The following is a 17,515-nucleotide window of genomic DNA, read 5'->3' as shown; positions in this document are numbered from 1 at the left end:
CCGAGTGAAAGTGACCGTATGAGCAAGGATCAGGAGCCTCAAACCACCCCCGGCAAGGAACGCGCGCCGCGCTCCGGCTTCGTTCAGGTACGCGGCGCGCGGCAGAACAATCTCAAGAATGTCGACGTGGACGTGCCGCGCGACGCCTTCGTGGTGTTCACCGGCATATCCGGATCGGGCAAATCGAGCCTCGCTTTCGGCACCCTCTATGCCGAGGCACAGCGCCGCTATCTGGAATCGGTCGCGCCCTACGCCCGCCGCCTGATCGATCAGGCCGGTGTGCCGGAGGTTGACGCTATCGACGGGTTGCCTCCCGCAGTCGCGTTGCAGCAGCAGCGCGGCTCGGCCAATGCGCGGTCCTCGGTTGGGAGCGTGACGACGCTCTCCAGCCTGGTACGGATGCTCTACTCGCGCGTCGGCGAATATCCGCGCAATCAGCCCATGCTCTATGCGGAGGACTTCTCGCCAAACACAGTCGCGGGCGCCTGCCCGACCTGCCACGGCATCGGGCGCGTCTATGACGCGACCGAAGAGACGATGGTGCCCGACGACACGCTGACGATCCGGGAACGCGCCATCGCCGCATGGCCGCCCGCGTGGCACGGCCAGAACCTGCGCGATATCCTCGTCTCGCTCGGCTATGATGTCGACACCCCATGGCGGGATCTTCCGAAGAAGGATCGCGACTGGATACTCTTCACCGACGAGACGCCGACGGTGCCGGTCTATGCGGGTCTGACGCCCGAGCAGACGCGCGTCGCCCTCAAGCGCCGCATGGAGCCGAGCTATCAGGGCACCTTCACCGGCGCCCGTCGCTATGTGCTGGAGACGTTCGCCAACACCAAAAGCGCGCTGATGAAGAAGCGCGTCTCGCAATATATCATAGGCCGCGATTGCCCGACCTGCGACGGCAAGCGGCTGAAGCGCGAGGCTCTGTCGGTGAAGTTCGCGGGCCTCGACATCGCCGAGTTTGGCGACCTGACGGTGCTGAAGCTCCGGGACTTGCTCACGCCTGTCGCGCATGGCGAGTATGGGGGCGCCGCGGCGGCCCCGAAGGGCCATGTTCTTGGCAAGGCGGCCCGCGATGCGGCAGTTGAACGCAGGGTCGCGGCGGGAGGCTCGGCGCACAAGGCAGCGCCCGACGTGCGCCGCACGCCCAACCTCTCCGATGAGAAGCGGGTCGCCGCGCAGCGTCTCGCATCCGAGCTGCTCGAACGGCTCGGCCCGCTGATCGATCTTGGCCTTGGCTACATCTCGCTCGACCGAAGCACGCCGACGCTTTCCTCCGGCGAGCTGCAACGCCTGCGCCTTGCCACTCAATTGTCCTCGCAGCTTTTCGGCGTGGTCTATGTGCTGGACGAGCCCTCGGCGGGGCTGCACCCGGCAGACGGCGAAGCTTTGCTCACCATCCTTGAGCGGCTGAAAGCGGCGGGCAACTCGCTGTTCGTCGTCGAGCATGATCTTGACGTGATCCGCCATGCCGAATGGCTGGTCGATGTAGGGCCAGGAGCAGGCGAAAAGGGCGGTGAAGTGCTCTACAGCGGGCCGATCGCGGGACTGGCCGACGTCGAGGCGTCGATCACGCGCCGCTATCTGTTCGCAGAGCCCGTCGCCCATGACCGGACCCCGCGCGAAGCAAAGGCTTGGCTCCGTCTAGAGGGGGTGACGCGCAACAACCTGCGCGGCCTCGACGTCGAGCTTCCGATCGGTTGCTTCACCGCTGTCACCGGGGTTTCGGGATCGGGCAAGTCCAGTCTGGTCAGCCAGGCGCTGCCGGAGCTTGTCGCGGAACAGCTCGGCGGCTCGCCGGCTGCCGAGGAAGAGGATGCCGATCCGCTGCTTGATGTTGCGCAGGAAGAGACCGAAGGCCGCATCGTTGCGGGCATGGAGCATGTGCGCAGACTGGTGCGGGTCGATCAGAAGCCGATCGGCCGCACCCCACGCTCGAACCTCTCCACCTACAGCGGCCTGTTCGATCATGTGCGCAAGATCTTTGCCGGCACTCCGTTGGCCAAGAAGCGCCGTTACAGCCCCGGCCGCTTCTCGTTCAACGTCGCCGAAGGCCGCTGCCCGGTATGTGAGGGCGAGGGGTTCGTGATGGTGGAGCTGCTGTTCCTGCCAAGCGTCTATGCGCCGTGCTCGACCTGCCACGGCAGCCGCTACAACCCGCAAACGCTCGAAGTCGAATGGAACGGCCGCAACATCGCCCAGGTGCTGGAGCTGACGGTGGACGAGGCGTGCGACTTCTTCGCGGGTGAGGCGTCCGTCATGCGCTCGCTGGATGTGCTGCGGGAGATCGGCCTTGGATATCTGAGGCTCGGGCAGCCGGCGACGGAACTGTCGGGCGGCGAGGCGCAGCGCATCAAGCTTGCGACCGAGCTGCAACGCGCCCAGCGCGGCAACACCATCTACATCCTCGACGAGCCTACTTCGGGGCTTCACCCGTCCGACGCGGACCGGCTGATGCGGCACCTGCAGGGCCTTGTCGACGTGGGCAATACGGTTGTTGTCGTCGAGCATGACATGCGCGCCATCGCACAGGTGGATTGGGTCATCGATCTCGGACCGGGAGCCGGGGAGGAAGGTGGCCTAATCATCGCCAGCGGCGTCCCTAGCGACGTTGCAGAGGCGGAAGGCAGTCTGACCGCGCCCTATCTCAAGGCGGCGCTTTAGCCGCCTCTTGGGTGTGTGCCATAACGATGGGCCGGGTCCGGCCATAGGAGACGAGCTTGCCTTCCACTGTCGCTCAGGATGTTACCGCACGTTCCCAGGCCGTCGATGCCCGGCTCACTCGTGCAGCCATCTTCCTCGGGGTGTCGATGGGCGCGGGTGCAAAGCCCGAGATGGCGGTGCGAAATCTCTGCGCAATCCTTTCCTCGCTGGTGCGTGGCGTCGGCTTTAGGGCAGCGGATGGAGGGCTTTCCTGCATCATGGGGATCGGCTCCGATGCCTGGGACCGACTGTTCGGGGCACCGCGGCCGAAGGAGCTGCATCCGTTCCGGGAAATTCATGGCGTCCATCATGCGCCTTCGACACCCGGCGACCTGCTGTTCCACATTCGCGCCGCACGGCAGGACCTGTGCTTCGAGATGGCCGCGCAGATCGTGAAGCGCCTCGCCGGCGTCGCCTCGGTCACGGACGAGGTGCATGGCTTCCGCTACTTCGATGATCGCGACTTACTGGGCTTCGTCGATGGGACGGAAAACCCCGTCGAGCAGGGGGCGAGAGATGCCACGGTGATCGGGGCGGCGGACGATCCGGTCTTCGCTGGCGGCAGCTATGTGATCGTCCAGAAATACCTCCATGACCTCGACAAGTGGAACGCGATTCCCGTCGAGCAACAGGAGAAGATCGTCGGGCGCGAGAAACTGTCGGACATCGAGCTGGACGAGGCAGCGAAGCCGAGCTTCGCGCACAACGTCCTCACCAACATCGAGGAGGACGGCGAGCAACTCCAGATCCTGCGCGACAACATGCCGTTCGGCGATGTCGGCAAGGGGGAGTTCGGCACCTATTTCATCGGTTACGCCCGCTCACCCACGCGGATCGAGCGGATGCTCGACAATATGTTCATCGGCCTGCCGCCCGGCAACTACGATCGCCTGCTCGATGTCAGCCGGGCCGTGACCGGCTCGCTCTATTTCGTGCCGTCGGCCGACTTTCTGGACGCCGTGACGCCGGGGCCGCCTGCGGCCGATGGCGACGATAGCAATGGCGATGAAGCGGTGGCTGCGCCGGCACCCACGGCTCCGACCCCGGAGGCTCCAACGGCATTGGACGGATCGCTCCGCATTGGATCACTCAAAGACGAGGCCGGACATGAATAACCTCCATCGCGAACTCGCCCCGATCTCAGACGCCGCCTGGGCACAGATCGAACAAGAGGCGACCCGAACCCTCAAGCGCTATCTGGCCGCGCGCCGCGTCGTGGACGTGCCGGACCCGAAGGGGGCTACGCTCGCGGCCGTGGGCACGGGCCACACCAAGCCGATCGATGCGCCGAGCGATGGCGTCCAGGCCGTGCGGCGTGCGGCGTGCGGCCAATGCCGTAGTCGAACTGCGCGTGCCCTTCACGCTGACCCGCGCTGCGATCGACGATGTGGAGCGTGGCTCCGAAGATTCCGACTGGCAGCCGCTCAAGGAAGCTGCCCGCACGATCGCCTTTGCCGAAAATCGTGCGATCTTTGATGGCTATGCCGCTGCCGATATCGGCGGCATCCGTCCCGGCGCGAGCAACGAGCCGGTGCCGCTGCCCACGGCCGTCGCCGGATATCCCGCCATCGTCGCCCAAGCCGTCGACCGGTTGCGCCTTGCCGGGGTCGAGGGGCCTTATCGACTGGTGCTGGGCGATGATCCGTTCACCGCGATCAGCGGCGGCAGCGAGGAGGGCTATCCGGTGCTCCAGCACATCAATCGTCTGGTGGATGGCGATATCATCTGGGCGCCGGGCATCACGGGCGGCGTCGTCCTGACAACACGGGGCGGCGATTTCGAACTCGATCTCGGACAGGACTTGTCGATTGGCTATCTCAGCCACACCGCCGAGGTGGTTGAGCTGTACCTGCAAGAGAGCTTCACCTTCCGGCTGCTGACGAGCGAGGCGGCTGTTTCGCTCCCGACAGCGGAAGCGTCGGCGCAGCCGGCGTGAAGGCGTTGCCGGTTGCGCCGCCCCCACGCGGGCCGCAGCGAGGGGTGGGACGATGATAAGTCTCGTCGGTTGGCTCGCCACGATCGCGACGATGATCGCGGCGATGATGACGGCTTCCAACCTGGGCGCGCGCGTGACGGGCTGGGGCTTCGTGGTGTTCAGCATCAGCTCGGTTTGCTGGACCACATTGGGCTACGCCACAGGACAGACAGCCTTGGTTGCCACCAATGGATTCCTGATGCTGACGAACCTCGTCGGTATCTGGCGATGGTTGGGGCAGCAGACCAAATATGAGGATGGCGGCCGATCGGCCGAAACAGCCAGCCAAAGATCCGATACGCCGAACCTGTTCACCGCGACCGGCCTGATCGGCATGGCGGTTGATGACAAGAGCGGGATGAATCTGGGCCGGGTTGTCGAGGCCCTGATCGAATGTTCGACCGGCAGGATAAACTATGTGGTGATCTCGGACGAGCGATATGCCGGTCTTGAAGAGACATTGCGAGCGGTGCCGCTCGAATCCCTCAGGATCGGCTACACGCGCATGACGCTGTTGCTGGACGGCCCGAGCTTCCTGTCACAGCCCGGCCTCAAAAGTCGTGACTGGCCCGCCTTCGCTCCGATCAATCCCTAGCAAGCGATCGCTCAAACCAATTGGAGCGCGCGATCATGATCTTGACCGGGGCCAAGAAAGCGCAGGATCAGGATACGGTGGGCTTCTGGCCGGTAGAGGATGCCATAGCGGCGATAGGAACGGCGACGGATACCGTAGCGCTCATAGCGAGGCACCAGAGGATAGCCCTGGGGCAGATCGGCAAGGCGACGGGCCGCCTCACGCAATTCCTCGACAAAGCTGATGGCTCTCGCGGGATTGTCCTTTTCGATATGTTCGGCGATGTGATCGAGGTCGGCCAGCGCATCCGGCGTCAGGATGACTTTCATTGCGGCTGAGCGCTTGCCCGTGTCCGAATCCTGTCGATGATAGCATCGCAGGCGTCGTCGAGGTCGTGGGTGCGCCCCGCCTCCGCATCGGCAAGGCCGCGTTCGATCGAGGCGTCAAGATCATGCAGCCACCGTTCGACATCCTGCGTCTCACCCTGATCGCGCCGAATGAGATCGCGAACATAATCACTCACGCTGGCATAATGCCCGCTGTCGATGCGGCGCTGGACGTAATCCCGCATGGGGTCTGGAAGGGAGACGTTCATCGAAGCCATAAATCACCTCACTACCATTATGGCAAAAACTGCCATTGGTTTCAAGGCGCCTGCCTCTCTTGTGCAGCCGTTCCCCCTTCGGGTCATCCCACCGGCGAGGGCAAGATCACATAACGCTAAGCGACCTTTGCCTCGCCCACCATAACAATATGTTGGAAAAGCTTGCTGGTGCGTTCCCCGGCAGGGGCGGCCATGGCGGCGGCGATCGCGGCTTGGTTCAAGCGGTGGTGGGTCGGGGCCGTGCCGCCGCCTCCGGATTGCGGCCCAGGACCATGAGCAGGCGGGGCCGAGCCAGGGGCGCCATTATCATCCGCCTCGGCCGCGGCGATCACCCGCAGGCTGTTTATCGGTGCGGTGGGGTCGGGTCGAATGTTCGGCATTTGCGGTGCGGGGATCTTGGTCAGTGCGACCATGGCCTTCTCCGTATAATAGCGGATTTTCTTGCCATAGACGGGCGGGATGCCGAGGCGCAGGACGATCATGTCCTTGAGCTGCCCCCTTCTGAGTGGTCCATCGACTATGACAGTCTGGACCAAGGAAGGGACGACGAATGCCTGCGAAGAAGCACAAGCCCGAAGAGATCATCGGGAAGCTGCGTGAGGTTGAGATCATGCTGGGTCAGGGCGGCACGACCGCTGAGGCTTGCCGGCGGATCGCAGTCAGCGAGCAGACCTACTATCGCTGGCGCAAGGAATATGGGGGCCTGAAGACGGATCAGGCTCGGCGAATGAAGGATCTTGAGAAGGAGAATGCCCGGTTGCGGCGCGCGATCTCGGACCTGACGCTGGACAAGCTCATCTTGCAGGAGGCGGCAAAGGGAAACTTCTGAGCCCCGCACGGCGCCGACGCTGCGTCGATCAGGTGCGGGCTGTGCTGGATGTGTCCGAGCGGCGTGTGTGCCGCGTGCTCGGCCAGCACCGGTCTACGCAGCGCAAGGAACCGTGCGGGGCAGATGACGAGCAATTGCTGACCGAGGATATCATTGCCTTGGCCAGACAGTACGGGCGCTACGGCTATCGGCGGGTGACCGCGCTGCTGCATGCGGCGGGTTGGTCAGTGAACCACAAGCGGGTGGAACGTATCTGGCGACGCGAAGGGCTGAAAGTCCCGCAGAAACAACCCAAGCGCGGGCGGCTGTGGCTGAACGACGGTTCGTGCATCCGGCTGCGACCACAATATCCAGGGCATGTCTGGGCCTATGATTTCGTCGAAGGGCGCACCCATGATGGGCGCAAGTTCCGCATTCTGACCATCATCGACGAGGCCAGCAGGGAATGTCTGGCGCTGGTGGTCGCGCGTCGGCTCAACCATGAGGATGTGCTGGCGGCACTCGCCGAGCTGTTCATCGAGCGCGGTCCACCAGCCCATATCAGGTCCGATAACGGCAGCGAGTTCATCGCGACTGCGGTCCAGAAATGGCTCGGGAAGATCGGCGTGACGACGCTCTACATCGCACCGGGTTCGCCTTGGGAGAACGGCTATAACGAGAGCTTCAACGGCTCGCTGCGCGACGAACTGCTCAATGGCGAAATCTTCTACAGCCTTGCCGAGGCCAAGGTGCTGATCGAGGCATGGCGGCGCCACTACAACACCGTCCGGCCACACAGCAGCCTGGGCTACCGCCCGCCAGCCCCGGAAGCGGCCGCACCGCCATTGCCGATCTCCGGTTCCGCTTCGCTCCACCTCCGACCGGCAATGGCGGTAGAGACGACGATGCACTAACTATCAACCCGGACCACCCGGTGGGGGCTGCTCAGAGCACCGCCCGTTCGGCTGCCCATGCCTGGGCGACCGTCAGTTCCTTCCGCTCGGGATGCCGGTGCATGTCGGCCCAGCGCCGACACTCGGCCTCCAGCCAACCGTTCAGCTCCTCGAGGCTGGTAAATCGCAGGCGTGGCTGGAAGAAGCGGCCGCGCGCGGTCTGTACCTGGTTCTCGACCTGACCCTTCTCCCAGCCCGACGCCGGTGAGCAGGCGGTCGGCTCGACCATGTAATGGTTGGCCATGACCAGGAAACGCCGGTTGAAGACCCGCTCCTTGCCCGTGAACACGCTCGTCACCGCCGTCTTCATGTTATGGGATGGACGCCTCCCGTCTTCCGACCAACATGTCGGTCAACAAGAAGGAGGAAGGCAATGACAATGGAGATTCTCGCGATCGATCTGGGCAAGCAGTCGTTCCACCTGCACGGGATCGACGCCGATGGGGTAGTTATCTCGCGCAAGGTAAGTCGTGCCAAGCTCGAGAACGCAGTGACCGAACTTGATCCCGCGATTGTTGCTATGGAGGCTTGTGCGAGCGCCCACCACTGGGGTCGACGGTTCTCAGCGTCCGGTCGCCAAGTGCGCCTGGTCAACCCAAGGTTCGTCAAGGCGTTCGTGCGCGGGTCCAAGAACGATGCCATCGACGCAGAGGCGATCTTCGATGCGGCTTCGAGGCCGACGATGCGCTTCGTCCCGGTGAAGACGACCGAGCAGCAGGATCTTCAAAGCCTGCACCGCGTGCGAGAGCGGCTGGTCGTCCAACGCACCTCGCTCATCAACCATGCCCGGGGGCTTCTCGCCGAGTACGGCGTAGTCTTACCTAAAGGCCCGTGGCGCTTTCGTCAGCAAGTCCCGGCAGCCGTGGCTGAGGCTGATTTGTCCAACCTTGCCCGCGAGTTGTTTACTGAGCTGATGGATCAGCTCACCGACGTAGAAGCCCGCCTTGCAAAGCTCGACGCCAAGCTCGTCAGCATCTGCCGCGAGCATGAAGCCTGTCGCCGGCTTGCAGCCTTGCCGGGCGTCGGGCCGGTTATTGCGACCGCGCTTGTTGCCGCGGTGGATGACGGTCGGCATTTCCGCTCAGGCCGGGAGCTCGCCGCGTGGATCGGCTTAGTGCCAAGACAGTACACGACCGGCGGCAAGCCCAGGCTCGGCGGCATCGGGCGACGCGCCAACCATTATCTGCGGCGCCAGCTTATTCATGGGGCCCGGGCGGTGATCAGCCGACTTGCTGCAAAGGACGATGGGCGATCAGTCTGGCTGAAGGGCATTGTTGCTCGAGCAGGTTTCAACAAGGCGCTCGTGGCGCTTGCCAACAAGACCGCCCGCTTGGCCTGGGTGCTGCTGGCCCGGAAGGAAGATTACCTGCCAGCGTAACGCATTGGCTGAACAGGGCTAGGTCCCCGAACGATTGCGAGGTGGATGTTGATGGTGCAACGGCAAGGGCCGCCGCTTCGAAGCCTGATCTACGACAAGGCCATCGAGGCCGATCATGTTATGAGGCAAGAAGTAGCGGACTCCCATCAAGGCCAGGAGCGTGACCGCTCCGACCACAGGCCGGATAGATTCACGCAACCCAAGCCGGATGCAACGATCAGAACTACCTTGCGGCGGGAGGCGTCCATAGATTGTCGTAGATGCCGCGCGTCGGCACGCCTCCGAAGAAGGCGGCGTGAACACGCTCTACATCACGCCAGGCTCGCCATGGGAGAACGGCTACAACGAGAGCTTCAATGGCTCGCTGCGTGACGAGCTGCTTAACGGAGAGATCTTCTACAGCCTCGCCGAGGCCAGAGTGCTGATCGAGGCGTGGCGGCGCCACTACAACACCATCCGGCCACATAGCAGCCTGGGCTATCGCCCACCCGCACCAGAAGCGGCGACGCCGCCATTGCCGGCCTCCGGTTCCGCTTCGCTCCACCTGCGCCCGGCAATGGCGGCGGAGACGACAATGCACTAACTATCTACCCGGACCACCCGGTGGGGGCTGCTCACGAAGGCTATTGCGACGCACTCTCAAATCACCTATTGCGTTGGTGAGAGAGATTCGCAAAAGGGTCAACGGTGAGAAATCTTGGTATTGGAACTGCACTCGGCTTCGGGCTGCTCACCGTCCCGGCAATGGCTCAAGACCAGTTCCTGCCGGGCCCCGGCAGCACCTCGCAAACGATCATCGTGACCGGCGTCCGCGACGGCTATCAGATCGATGCGACCAGCACCGCCACGCGCACACCGACCGAGCTCAACGATGTCCCCCAAGCGGTATCGATCATCACGGAAACGCAGATCGACGACCAGGCGATGCGCTCTATTGCCGATGTACTACGCTATGTCCCCGGCGCCGTAATCTCTCAAGGTGAGGGACACCGCGATCAGATCATCCTGCGCGGGAACAGCAGCACCGCGGACTTCTTCGTCGATGGCTTGCGTGACGACGTGCAATATTATCGCGGCCTCTACAATGCAGAGAGGATCGAGGTTTTGAAAGGTCCCAACGCGATGATCTTCGGGCGCGGCGGCGGCGGGGGCGTGATCAACCGCGTCACCAAGCGCCCTGTCGCCAACGCCTTCATCAGCGGCAGCGGTTCGGCGGACACATATGGCGCATGGTATGTCGACGCCGACATCAGTCAGCCACTCAGCGAGTCCGTCTCCACCCGGATGAACGCCGTTTACGAGGAGTTCCGAAACAATCGCGACTTCTATGACGGGCGCCGGGTTGCGATCAACCCGACCGTCGCGCTCTCGCTCGGCGGTGCGACTCGGATCGATCTGGGCTTCGAATATAACAGCGACAAGCGAACGATCGACCGAGGCGTCCCCTCGGCCGTCCAGGGCTCGCTCACGAGCCCATCACGTCCGCTTACCGGCGTCCGCGACACCTTCTTCGGTGTGCCGGGGTTCAACGTCAGCGATTTCGAGGCCAAGGTCCTAAATGGCCGCGTTGAGCACCGCTTCAGCGACAATCTGACCCTGACCAGCCGGATCCTGTACGGTGATTATGACAAGCTCTATCGGAACGCCTTTGCGGTAACCCCGGTCACGCCGCGCGGCGGCGTCCGCAGCGTCGGCCTCGAAGCGTATAGCGATCCCACGACGCGCACGAACCTGCTCAACCAGAACGACCTTGTGTGGACCGTCACCACCGGCCCCGTTCGCCACGTGCTGCTCGCCGGCTTCGAAGTTAGCGACCAGCGCACGCGCAACCAGCGGATCAACGGCTTTTTCGGGGGTGGCGATATCGTCAATGGGGGGCGGCGCGTCTTTGTCGGGTTGGCCGACCCGATCACGGTGCCGCCGGTTACGCTGCGCACCGCCGCCAACACCGGCTACCGGTCGGTCCGCACGAACGCCGACGTCACTGCCTTCTACGTGCAGGACCAGATCTCGATCGGCGACCATGTCGATGTCATCGGCGGCGTTCGCCGCGACCGCTTCACGCTCAACGTCGACGACCTGGTTGCCGCACAGAGCTATAGCCGCACGGACACCCTGTGGTCTCCCCGAGTGGGCGTGGTGCTCAAGCCGGTGCAACCTGTCTCGATATACGCCAGCTATAGCCGGTCCTTCCTGCCGCAGTCGGGGGATCAATTCTCATCACTCGATATCACTAGCGCCGCGCTGGAACCGGAAAGGTTCGACAACTACGAGCTTGGCCTCAAGTGGGATATCCTGCCCACGCTGAACCTGACGGCCGCCATCTACCAGCTCGACCGCACCAACACCCGCGCGGCCGACCCCAACGACGCCGCGCGGACGGTGCTGACGGGTGCTCAGCGCAGTAAGGGGTTCGAACTCGGCCTTAGCGGTGCGATCACAGCACAGTGGCAGATCAGCGCGGGCTATGCGCTGCAGGACGCGACAATTCGCAAAACGACGAGTGTCGCCCCGGCCGGGCGCGAGGTTCCGCTGGTTCCCAAACAGCAGGCTTCGCTGTGGACCCGCTACGACCTCACCCCTCGCCTTGGGGCCGGGGTCGGGGTCTATCACCAGTCGAAGAGCTTCACCTCCATCAGCAATACCGCCATCCTACCCGCCTTCACGCGCGTCGATGCCGCAGCATTCTTCAAGCTCACCCCCCAGATCGAGGCGCAAATCAACGTCGAGAATCTGCTTAACAGCGATTATTTCTCGTCCGCCTACAACGACAACAACATCATGCCCGGCGCGCCGACGACGGTGCGCGCGACGGTTAGAATGAGGTTATAACGGCCAACTTGGTCGGTTGCGAGCATATGAACCTTGCAAAAGTCGGTGAGACGCCGCTGGCCGGTTTAGAAACCAGTCTTCGCCGATGGATCACAGGACTGGCGCATGAACTCCAGGGCATCACCGACGCGGCGCACCGCGTCGTTGTCCCCGACGAATATATCGAGACCCTCGTAGGGCTGCGCGCCCCCTTTGATCTCCACCGACGCCTGGGGCGCGTTGGCCGAGTAAAGCGGTCGGATCGCAACCACCTGATCGAGTTTCACGCTGAGGGCGCTTTTGTCGGCGAGCGTGAGCGTAACGAGGCAACCACCTTTCACTCCTACGCTCGTGATCCTGCTGCTCCGCACGAAACCCGGCCAAGGCTTTGCGACGGCTGTGCCGCGGGTCAGCATGTCCTGGATGAATTTCGAAGCACCCGCCACGGTTCGTGGCGCGGCAGGCACCGCTTGCTGAGCCGCCACGGGCGCGGCGCTGCCGAGCGAAAGTGCGCAGATCAATAGGTGAGGACGAAGGAGCGTCAGTGAACTGTAGCCGACCCTAGTCTTGCGTGGCGATAGGGAAAGGCGGTGCGGGCGCCCGATGCCGGGCAGGAAACAACGGCACGCCACCCCTGTGATGGCCGTAGCCGTAATCACCTACGTCGAGCTGAAGAAGGCAATTCGCATAGCTCTCCGTTCCAGGCTGGAAGCCATAACTCGCACACGCCGCCCGATGGCGAGCGGCCATTTCTCGCGGACTGACACAGCCAGAAAGCACGAGCGACGTCGAGATGGCGAGAAGCTTGAAAGCGTCACGCACCATTGTCCTGGTCCAAACACGGGCGGAACCCAAAGGGAAGAGCGCCGCCCTAGGCGCAGAATGAACCAGTCCGCAACAAAAGCCAAATGCCATTGTGGCCGGGACTCGCGATGGGAAAGCGGTCGACAACAACGTCACATTAACCTTCTTCCTTCACGGTGGAAGCCGGACCAACCCCGACGCGAGCATAGATGTCGCTTTTCCTCGATCAGACGTTTGCGAGCACCGGGTTAGCTGCGATCCTATTCGGCATCGTCGGCCTCGGCTGCGTGGTGAGCTGGCCGCTCCTACCCTCGCGCCGGGGAGCGCTCATGGTGCAAGGCACCGGCGCGTGCGCCTTCGCGCTGCACTTCGCGCTGATCGGCGCGCCTACCGCTTCGGCCGCATGCGTTCTTTCCCTGATGCAGCTCACCGTCGCGCTGGTGGTTCGTGACCGGGTTGCCAAGCTCGCGCTCGACGGCGCGACGTTGCTCGCGCTGCTATTGCTTACCGTGGCGACCTGGCATGGGCTCCTATCCGGCCTTGCCGCTTGCGGCGGGGCTGCTTCCTTCATGGCACGGACCCAGCGATCAACGACGCGGATGAAGATGGTCTTTCTCGTGGCCGCCCCCTTCTGGCTGGCCCACAATCTTCTCATTGGCGCACCGTTCGCCTTGGCCGTTGATCTTGTATCTGTCGCAGGCAATCTGCTTGGGCTTTTTGCCTTTTGGAAGCGGAAACAGCGTGGAGCGGACGGGCCACGCAGCCTAAGCTGTCCGACGCAGCTTTCCCCACGTCACGCTTTCCGCTCTGGTCACCTATCCCTCGGCAAACTCGCGATTCCAAAGCGCGCGCGCGCGTTACAGGGAGCCCAAGTCTTCACATGACACAGGCGATATACGCGCCCCCACTCCCGCCGGCGCGTTCGATAGCTCAAGTAGGCGGAAAGCGGAGTTGGAGCGAGCCACGCCCGGCGAACCTTGCCGACGCTAAAGCTTTGGTACGCTTGAAGATCGCCCTCGCTCGCGAAGCGGAACATATGATCTTCGATGTCCGAGATCGAGGGGAACTCCTGCGCCGCACAACTGTGGAGCTGAGCGCCGCCGTAGCCGGCGAACGAGGCATCTTCGTCCTGCAACGCATAGGCGACCTCGTCGGCTACATAGATGTGCGGAGCGTGTGCATCGAAGGCGCTGCCGAATTTGCCTCGTTTAATCTGGCTATCCGGACACGGTGGCAGGGACGTGGGCTCGGAACAAGTCTGGTGAAATCCGCCGAGGAATGGGTACGTCGCCGCAGGATACCTTTCCTGATCTTCCACGTTGCTGTTCGCAACGACCGGGCGTTCGCACTCTACCAACGGCTTGGCTATACCGTGTGCGGAGATGTGGTGGCGGCCAACAAAGAATCGGGCGCTACACGTAGCGGCGTGTGCTCGCAAACAGCCTGATTTCCTGCTCACGCTTTCTGCCACTGGCGGGGAGCGTCCTGCTCGAATTATCTGCCAGTGTGCTCGCCATCACCGGCGCTGCTTGCAAACGGGGCGTTGTGCTCACGCTCCGTGCCAATGGGCTCTCCAAACCCGTAGCCGGCAAGCGCTTTTGCGAAGCAGGTTTCCAGAACAGTTCTGACAAGCGGCGGGCCGCAGAAATGCGTTGTCGTCATGGCCCGCCCGCGAGGTCGTCAGAAAGGAAGGTTTTCGCGAACAGGGCCAGCGCATAATAGGCGATGACACCACGCAAGCGGAAAGGGTGCGATGACCAAAACCGAAATGCTGGAGACGATGAAACGCCTCGACGCCCATGCGAATGCCCTGCTGCTGATCGGTGCTTCCGATATCGATCTGCTCGGCGGCATGTTCGACGTGATGCCGGACTTCAAGGCGCTGCTCGATGCCGGATACGGCGAAGAGATCGAGAGAAACGCCGGTCGCTTCCCCGGCCTGCACCGCTACGCCGTCATGCTCTCAAATATCGCCGAAGGGATCGCGGACGGCTCCATCCGGGTGCCACGCTGACGCCACTCCCGCTGGCAGATAATGTGAGCAGGCGACCATGACTGCGAGCAGCGCCGGATGATGGCGAGCACATTGGCAATTAGCGTGAGCAGACTGCTCCGCCCATTGTCAGATAATCCGAGCAGAAAATCGCTCCGTTTGCGAGCACACGCCGCTACGATTGCAAGCGCCTACATGCATCCATAATCGCTCCCGCGACCGGCACGATGCTGCCGCCAAATCGTTGATGGCCTGACGGAAATTCGAGGGAGAACATCGAATGCGTAGCCTGGTTGCTGTGTTCACGGTCGGGATATTCGCGATCGCGACCCCTGCCGGCGCGCAGGACATGCCCGGCGCAGTCGATCTGGGCGCGCAAGCGCGCACCCAGGTTCAGTCAGCGACTGCTCGTGGCTATGCCGAACGGGGCGGGGCGGCGACCGCGCGAGGTCCGAACGGGGTGCCACTGTCCGCTCGCGCGAAAAGCTATTGCGACAGCTATTCCGCACGGTTGCGCCAGTACGGCGCGAAGGATGGGCGAGTGATGAAGCTGGCAGCGGCCTGCCGGCAGGCAGGCTATCGCTATTGATCTCACCGCGCGATCGGCACCTGATCGATCCGCGTGGTCCAGGACGGGCTCTTGAAAGCACGCTTGGTGTCGTAGCTCTTCTGGCCAAAGCCCTCGGAGGCAAGCCGCATCGTGTTGCGGCCGAACCGCCCGTTGAGCCCGTCGATCGCGGCGAGCAGGGCAGGGGATCGCGGATCGGGCACCGCGAACAGGTCGGCCTGGTGCGCGGTCATCGGCTCCAGCCCCTCGAGCATGACGCCGCACTTGGTGTAGACGCCGCCAGTTTCGTACATGACATCCGCCATGCGGCCCGCCATACCGCCGATCACGCGCGGATCATTGGTCGCCGGCGACAGCCGCGCTATGCGCGAGGCGGACGGCGCGTTGGGCTTGAACCGGCTTCCGTGGGCAAAGGCGATCAGGCGGGTGGCAGCGAGATCCTGCGCGCGGATCTTCTCGGCCGCGCGGACCGCGCGGCGCACCATCGCCTCGCGCAGCGCCGCGACCTCGCGCACCGGCTCACCGAAGCAGCGGGTCACCGCGGTCGCCTTGGACGGGGGCGGCTCCGGCTCGAAATCGGTGCATTCGACGCCGTTCAGCTCGCGCACGAGCCGCTCCAGCATCACCGTCCCCACGTCGCGCGCGACCTCCGGGGGGAGGGCGGCAAGATCGGCCGTCGTCCTGACGCCGAGCGGTCGCAGCCGCTCGGTCATCGCTCGCGCGATGCCCCAGACCTCCTCGACCGGCCATTGCGCGAACAGGCGCCGCCGCAGCTCGATGTCGTGCAGGTCGACCACGCCCTTCCAGACCTTCTCCGACGCCTTGGCGAGGGCGTTGGCAACCTTGCTCAGCGTCCGGGTCGGGCCAAGCCCGATGCGGATCGGCAGGCCCGTCGCACGCTTGACGGCCGCGATCACGCGGTGCGCGGCCGCCACGTCGCCCAGGCCGTTCGGGAGCACCGGCAGGCGAAAGAACGATTCGTCGATCGAGTACACCTCGACCGTGCAACTGTGCTCGGCGAGGACCTGATTGAAGCGACGATTCATGTCGGCATACAATTCGTAGGAACTGCTGCGGTATTGGATGCCATGCTCGCGGACGATATCACGAATCTTGAACATCGGCGCACCCATCTTGATGTGCAGCGCCTTGGCCTCCTCGGAGCGCGCGATGGCGCAGCCGTCCCCGTTACTCAGCACGATGAGCGGTTTATCGCGCAGCGACGGGTCGAATACCCTCTCCGACGAGCAATAGAAGTTGGAGACGTCAGCGATCGCCCACATGGCGGTCAGCCCTGCAGGTTGCGCACGGAGGCGCGGACGACGCCCCACACTTCGACACTCTCATCCGCGATCACCGCGTCGTAGCGCATCCGCGCGTTGCGGGCCTCGAGGACCGGCTTGCCGTCGCGCCAGACCAACTGGCGGATCACGAAGCCCCCGTCGACCACGGCGATGACGATGCGGCCGCTAACCGGCGTGGCGTCGCGATCGACCACCACCACGTCGTCATCATAGATTCCAGCGTCGATCATGGACTGTCCGCTGACCCGGAACACGAAGCTGGCGGCGCGGTCGAGGCGCAGCAGCGCCACGAGATCGATCGCGGTTTCCTCCCAGTCCTGGGCAGGCGAGGGGAAGCCAGCGCCGGCCGCGCTCACCACCCTCAGGCGAAACGCTGGCGGCAGATCGGCGATCGGCATCGGTTGGGACAGGGGAATCACACACGCGGACATGCGCGCATGATATGCTGGATAAGAACATGAAGGGAACGAGATTTTCCTTTTGTTCTCATTTCGCATGACTCATAGAGTCATGGATGCCGATCCGCCCCGAAAACCGCTGGCTGTACCCGATCGACTGGCCGCTGCTGTCGGACCAGATCCGGTTCGTGCGGGCAGGAGGGCGCTGCGAACGCTGCCGGCGACCGCATCTTCGGCACGTCGCGCATCTGGGCGATGGGCGCTGGTGGGATAGCGAAGCGCGATGCTGGCGATCGGGAGAGGGGCGACGGGTGAAGGTCGGCGACCTCTTCGCGCTCGACGTCGTGCGGATCACCTATGTCGTGCTGGCCTGCGCGCATCTGGATCATGATCCTGGCAATAGCGCGCCGCGCAATCTCGCCGCGCTATGCCAGCGATGTCACATGCTCCACGATGCCGAGGAGCATCGCTGGCAACGCTGGTGGAATGCGTTTCGGCTGCGCGCGCTGCAGGATCTTTACGAAGATCCGCGACACGCTCGCGCGCGAGAACGACGGCGCGGCTAACTCGCGACTGACTGGCAAGCCTTAGCTGCGAAAAAGCCACGTCAGTCTCTGCAAGAACGATGCCGGA

Annotated in this window: 18 protein-coding genes and 3 pseudogenes; 14 read left to right on the top strand and 7 right to left on the bottom strand. The window is 63.7% G+C overall.

What is annotated here, in order from left to right; translation table 11 throughout:
- Positions 1-18: 18 nt before the first annotated feature.
- The 5 genes and pseudogenes from CA237_RS11055 to CA237_RS11040 all read left to right on the top strand — a co-directional run bounded on the left by CA237_RS11055 (position 19) and on the right by CA237_RS11040 (position 5,282).
- Positions 19-2,673 (top strand): excinuclease ABC subunit UvrA, encoded by a 2,655-nt coding sequence (locus tag CA237_RS11055; protein WP_126014096.1) that lies wholly within the window; start codon positions 19-21, stop codon positions 2,671-2,673.
- A 56-nt stretch (positions 2,674-2,729) separates the two neighbouring features.
- Positions 2,730-3,827: a Dyp-type peroxidase gene (locus CA237_RS11050; protein WP_126014092.1), complete on the top strand. Its 1,098-nt coding sequence runs from the start codon at positions 2,730-2,732 to the stop codon at positions 3,825-3,827.
- Positions 3,712-3,972, top strand: a pseudogene (locus CA237_RS20195) (family 1 encapsulin nanocompartment shell protein); the annotation flags it as partial. The gene CA237_RS11050 and the pseudogene CA237_RS20195, both read left to right, overlap by 116 nt.
- Before the next feature lie 34 nt (positions 3,973-4,006).
- On the top strand, positions 4,007-4,648 hold the full coding sequence (locus CA237_RS11045) for a family 1 encapsulin nanocompartment shell protein (RefSeq protein WP_241215470.1): 642 nt from the start codon (positions 4,007-4,009) through the stop codon (positions 4,646-4,648).
- 52 nt (positions 4,649-4,700) lie between these two features.
- Positions 4,701-5,282 (top strand): PRC-barrel domain-containing protein, encoded by a 582-nt coding sequence (locus CA237_RS11040; protein WP_062127261.1) that lies wholly within the window; start codon positions 4,701-4,703, stop codon positions 5,280-5,282.
- 11 nt (positions 5,283-5,293) lie between these two features.
- Here CA237_RS11040 and CA237_RS11035 read toward each other — a convergent pair whose 3' ends face one another.
- The 3 genes from CA237_RS11035 to CA237_RS11025 form a co-directional block, all read right to left on the bottom strand.
- Positions 5,294-5,590, bottom strand: a complete 297-nt coding sequence (locus CA237_RS11035) for a type II toxin-antitoxin system RelE/ParE family toxin (protein ID WP_021233331.1) — start codon at positions 5,588-5,590, stop codon at positions 5,294-5,296.
- Positions 5,587-5,865 (bottom strand): type II toxin-antitoxin system ParD family antitoxin, encoded by a 279-nt coding sequence (locus CA237_RS11030; protein ID WP_021233332.1) that lies wholly within the window; start codon positions 5,863-5,865, stop codon positions 5,587-5,589. Before CA237_RS11030 ends, CA237_RS11035 begins: the two co-directional genes overlap by 4 nt.
- A gap of 116 nt (positions 5,866-5,981) precedes the next feature.
- On the bottom strand, positions 5,982-6,347 hold the full coding sequence (locus CA237_RS11025; RefSeq protein WP_198356474.1) for a hypothetical protein: 366 nt from the start codon (positions 6,345-6,347) through the stop codon (positions 5,982-5,984).
- Positions 6,348-6,415: 68 nt separating this feature from the next.
- Between CA237_RS11025 and CA237_RS11020 the strand changes: the two genes are divergently transcribed.
- A protein-coding gene (locus CA237_RS11020) for an IS3 family transposase (RefSeq protein WP_126014090.1) occupies positions 6,416-7,587 on the top strand; the annotation gives its coding sequence in 2 pieces (ribosomal slippage) (positions 6,416-6,680 and positions 6,680-7,587; 1,173 coding nt in all).
- A 34-nt stretch (positions 7,588-7,621) separates the two neighbouring features.
- On the opposite strand, the pseudogene CA237_RS11015 reads toward CA237_RS11020, so the two are convergent.
- Positions 7,622-7,939 (bottom strand): annotated as a pseudogene (locus tag CA237_RS11015) (IS21 family transposase); the annotation flags it as partial.
- Positions 7,940-8,005: 66 nt separating this feature from the next.
- Between CA237_RS11015 and CA237_RS11010 the strand changes: the two are divergent.
- From CA237_RS11010 to CA237_RS11000, 3 genes and pseudogenes are all read left to right on the top strand, one after another.
- Positions 8,006-9,004: an IS110 family transposase gene (locus tag CA237_RS11010; protein WP_081610024.1), complete on the top strand. Its 999-nt coding sequence runs from the start codon at positions 8,006-8,008 to the stop codon at positions 9,002-9,004.
- A 301-nt stretch (positions 9,005-9,305) separates the two neighbouring features.
- Positions 9,306-9,587, top strand: a pseudogene (locus CA237_RS11005) (transposase); the annotation flags it as partial.
- A gap of 104 nt (positions 9,588-9,691) precedes the next feature.
- Entirely contained in the window at positions 9,692-11,836 is a 2,145-nt protein-coding gene (locus CA237_RS11000; protein WP_037569529.1) for a TonB-dependent siderophore receptor, read from the top strand.
- Positions 11,837-11,901: 65 nt separating this feature from the next.
- Here the strand turns inward: CA237_RS11000 and CA237_RS10995 are convergent, their stop codons facing one another.
- Positions 11,902-12,336 carry a hypothetical protein gene (locus tag CA237_RS10995; RefSeq protein WP_093068363.1) on the bottom strand — a complete coding sequence of 145 codons (435 nt, stop codon included), beginning with the start codon at positions 12,334-12,336 and terminating at the stop codon, positions 11,902-11,904.
- A gap of 492 nt (positions 12,337-12,828) precedes the next feature.
- On the opposite strand from CA237_RS10995, the gene CA237_RS10990 reads away from it, so the two are divergent.
- From CA237_RS10990 to CA237_RS10975, 4 genes are all read left to right on the top strand, one after another.
- Positions 12,829-13,503 carry a YgjV family protein gene (locus CA237_RS10990; protein WP_082731248.1) on the top strand — a complete coding sequence of 225 codons (675 nt, stop codon included), beginning with the start codon at positions 12,829-12,831 and terminating at the stop codon, positions 13,501-13,503.
- Entirely contained in the window at positions 13,500-14,066 is a 567-nt protein-coding gene (locus CA237_RS10985) for a GNAT family N-acetyltransferase (RefSeq protein ID WP_082731249.1), read from the top strand. Before CA237_RS10990 ends, CA237_RS10985 begins: the two co-directional genes overlap by 4 nt.
- Before the next feature lie 333 nt (positions 14,067-14,399).
- Positions 14,400-14,633, top strand: a complete 234-nt coding sequence (locus CA237_RS10980; protein ID WP_231372556.1) for an arylsulfatase regulator — start codon at positions 14,400-14,402, stop codon at positions 14,631-14,633.
- Between the two features lie 259 nt (positions 14,634-14,892).
- Complete coding sequence (locus tag CA237_RS10975; RefSeq protein ID WP_010409222.1) at positions 14,893-15,201, top strand: hypothetical protein; 309 nt, start codon at positions 14,893-14,895, stop codon at positions 15,199-15,201.
- Positions 15,202-15,203: 2 nt separating this feature from the next.
- Here the strand turns inward: CA237_RS10975 and CA237_RS10970 are convergent, their stop codons facing one another.
- A complete protein-coding gene (locus tag CA237_RS10970; RefSeq protein WP_069321268.1) occupies positions 15,204-16,463 on the bottom strand; it encodes a Y-family DNA polymerase in 1,260 nt (419 codons plus the stop codon).
- Positions 16,464-16,468: 5 nt separating this feature from the next.
- Positions 16,469-16,882: a translesion error-prone DNA polymerase V autoproteolytic subunit gene (gene umuD / locus CA237_RS10965; RefSeq protein ID WP_007406310.1), complete on the bottom strand. Its 414-nt coding sequence runs from the start codon at positions 16,880-16,882 to the stop codon at positions 16,469-16,471.
- A gap of 116 nt (positions 16,883-16,998) precedes the next feature.
- On the opposite strand from umuD, the gene CA237_RS10960 reads away from it, so the two are divergent.
- Positions 16,999-17,448: a hypothetical protein gene (locus tag CA237_RS10960; RefSeq protein ID WP_007406364.1), complete on the top strand. Its 450-nt coding sequence runs from the start codon at positions 16,999-17,001 to the stop codon at positions 17,446-17,448.
- The last annotated feature ends 67 nt before the right edge of the window (positions 17,449-17,515 follow it).

It is taken from the genome of Sphingomonas sp. ABOLH, from assembly GCF_003951715.1.
Lineage (GTDB): Bacteria > Pseudomonadota > Alphaproteobacteria > Sphingomonadales > Sphingomonadaceae > Sphingomonas > Sphingomonas hankookensis_A.
This window is presented reverse-complemented; position numbering and strand designations above follow the sequence as displayed.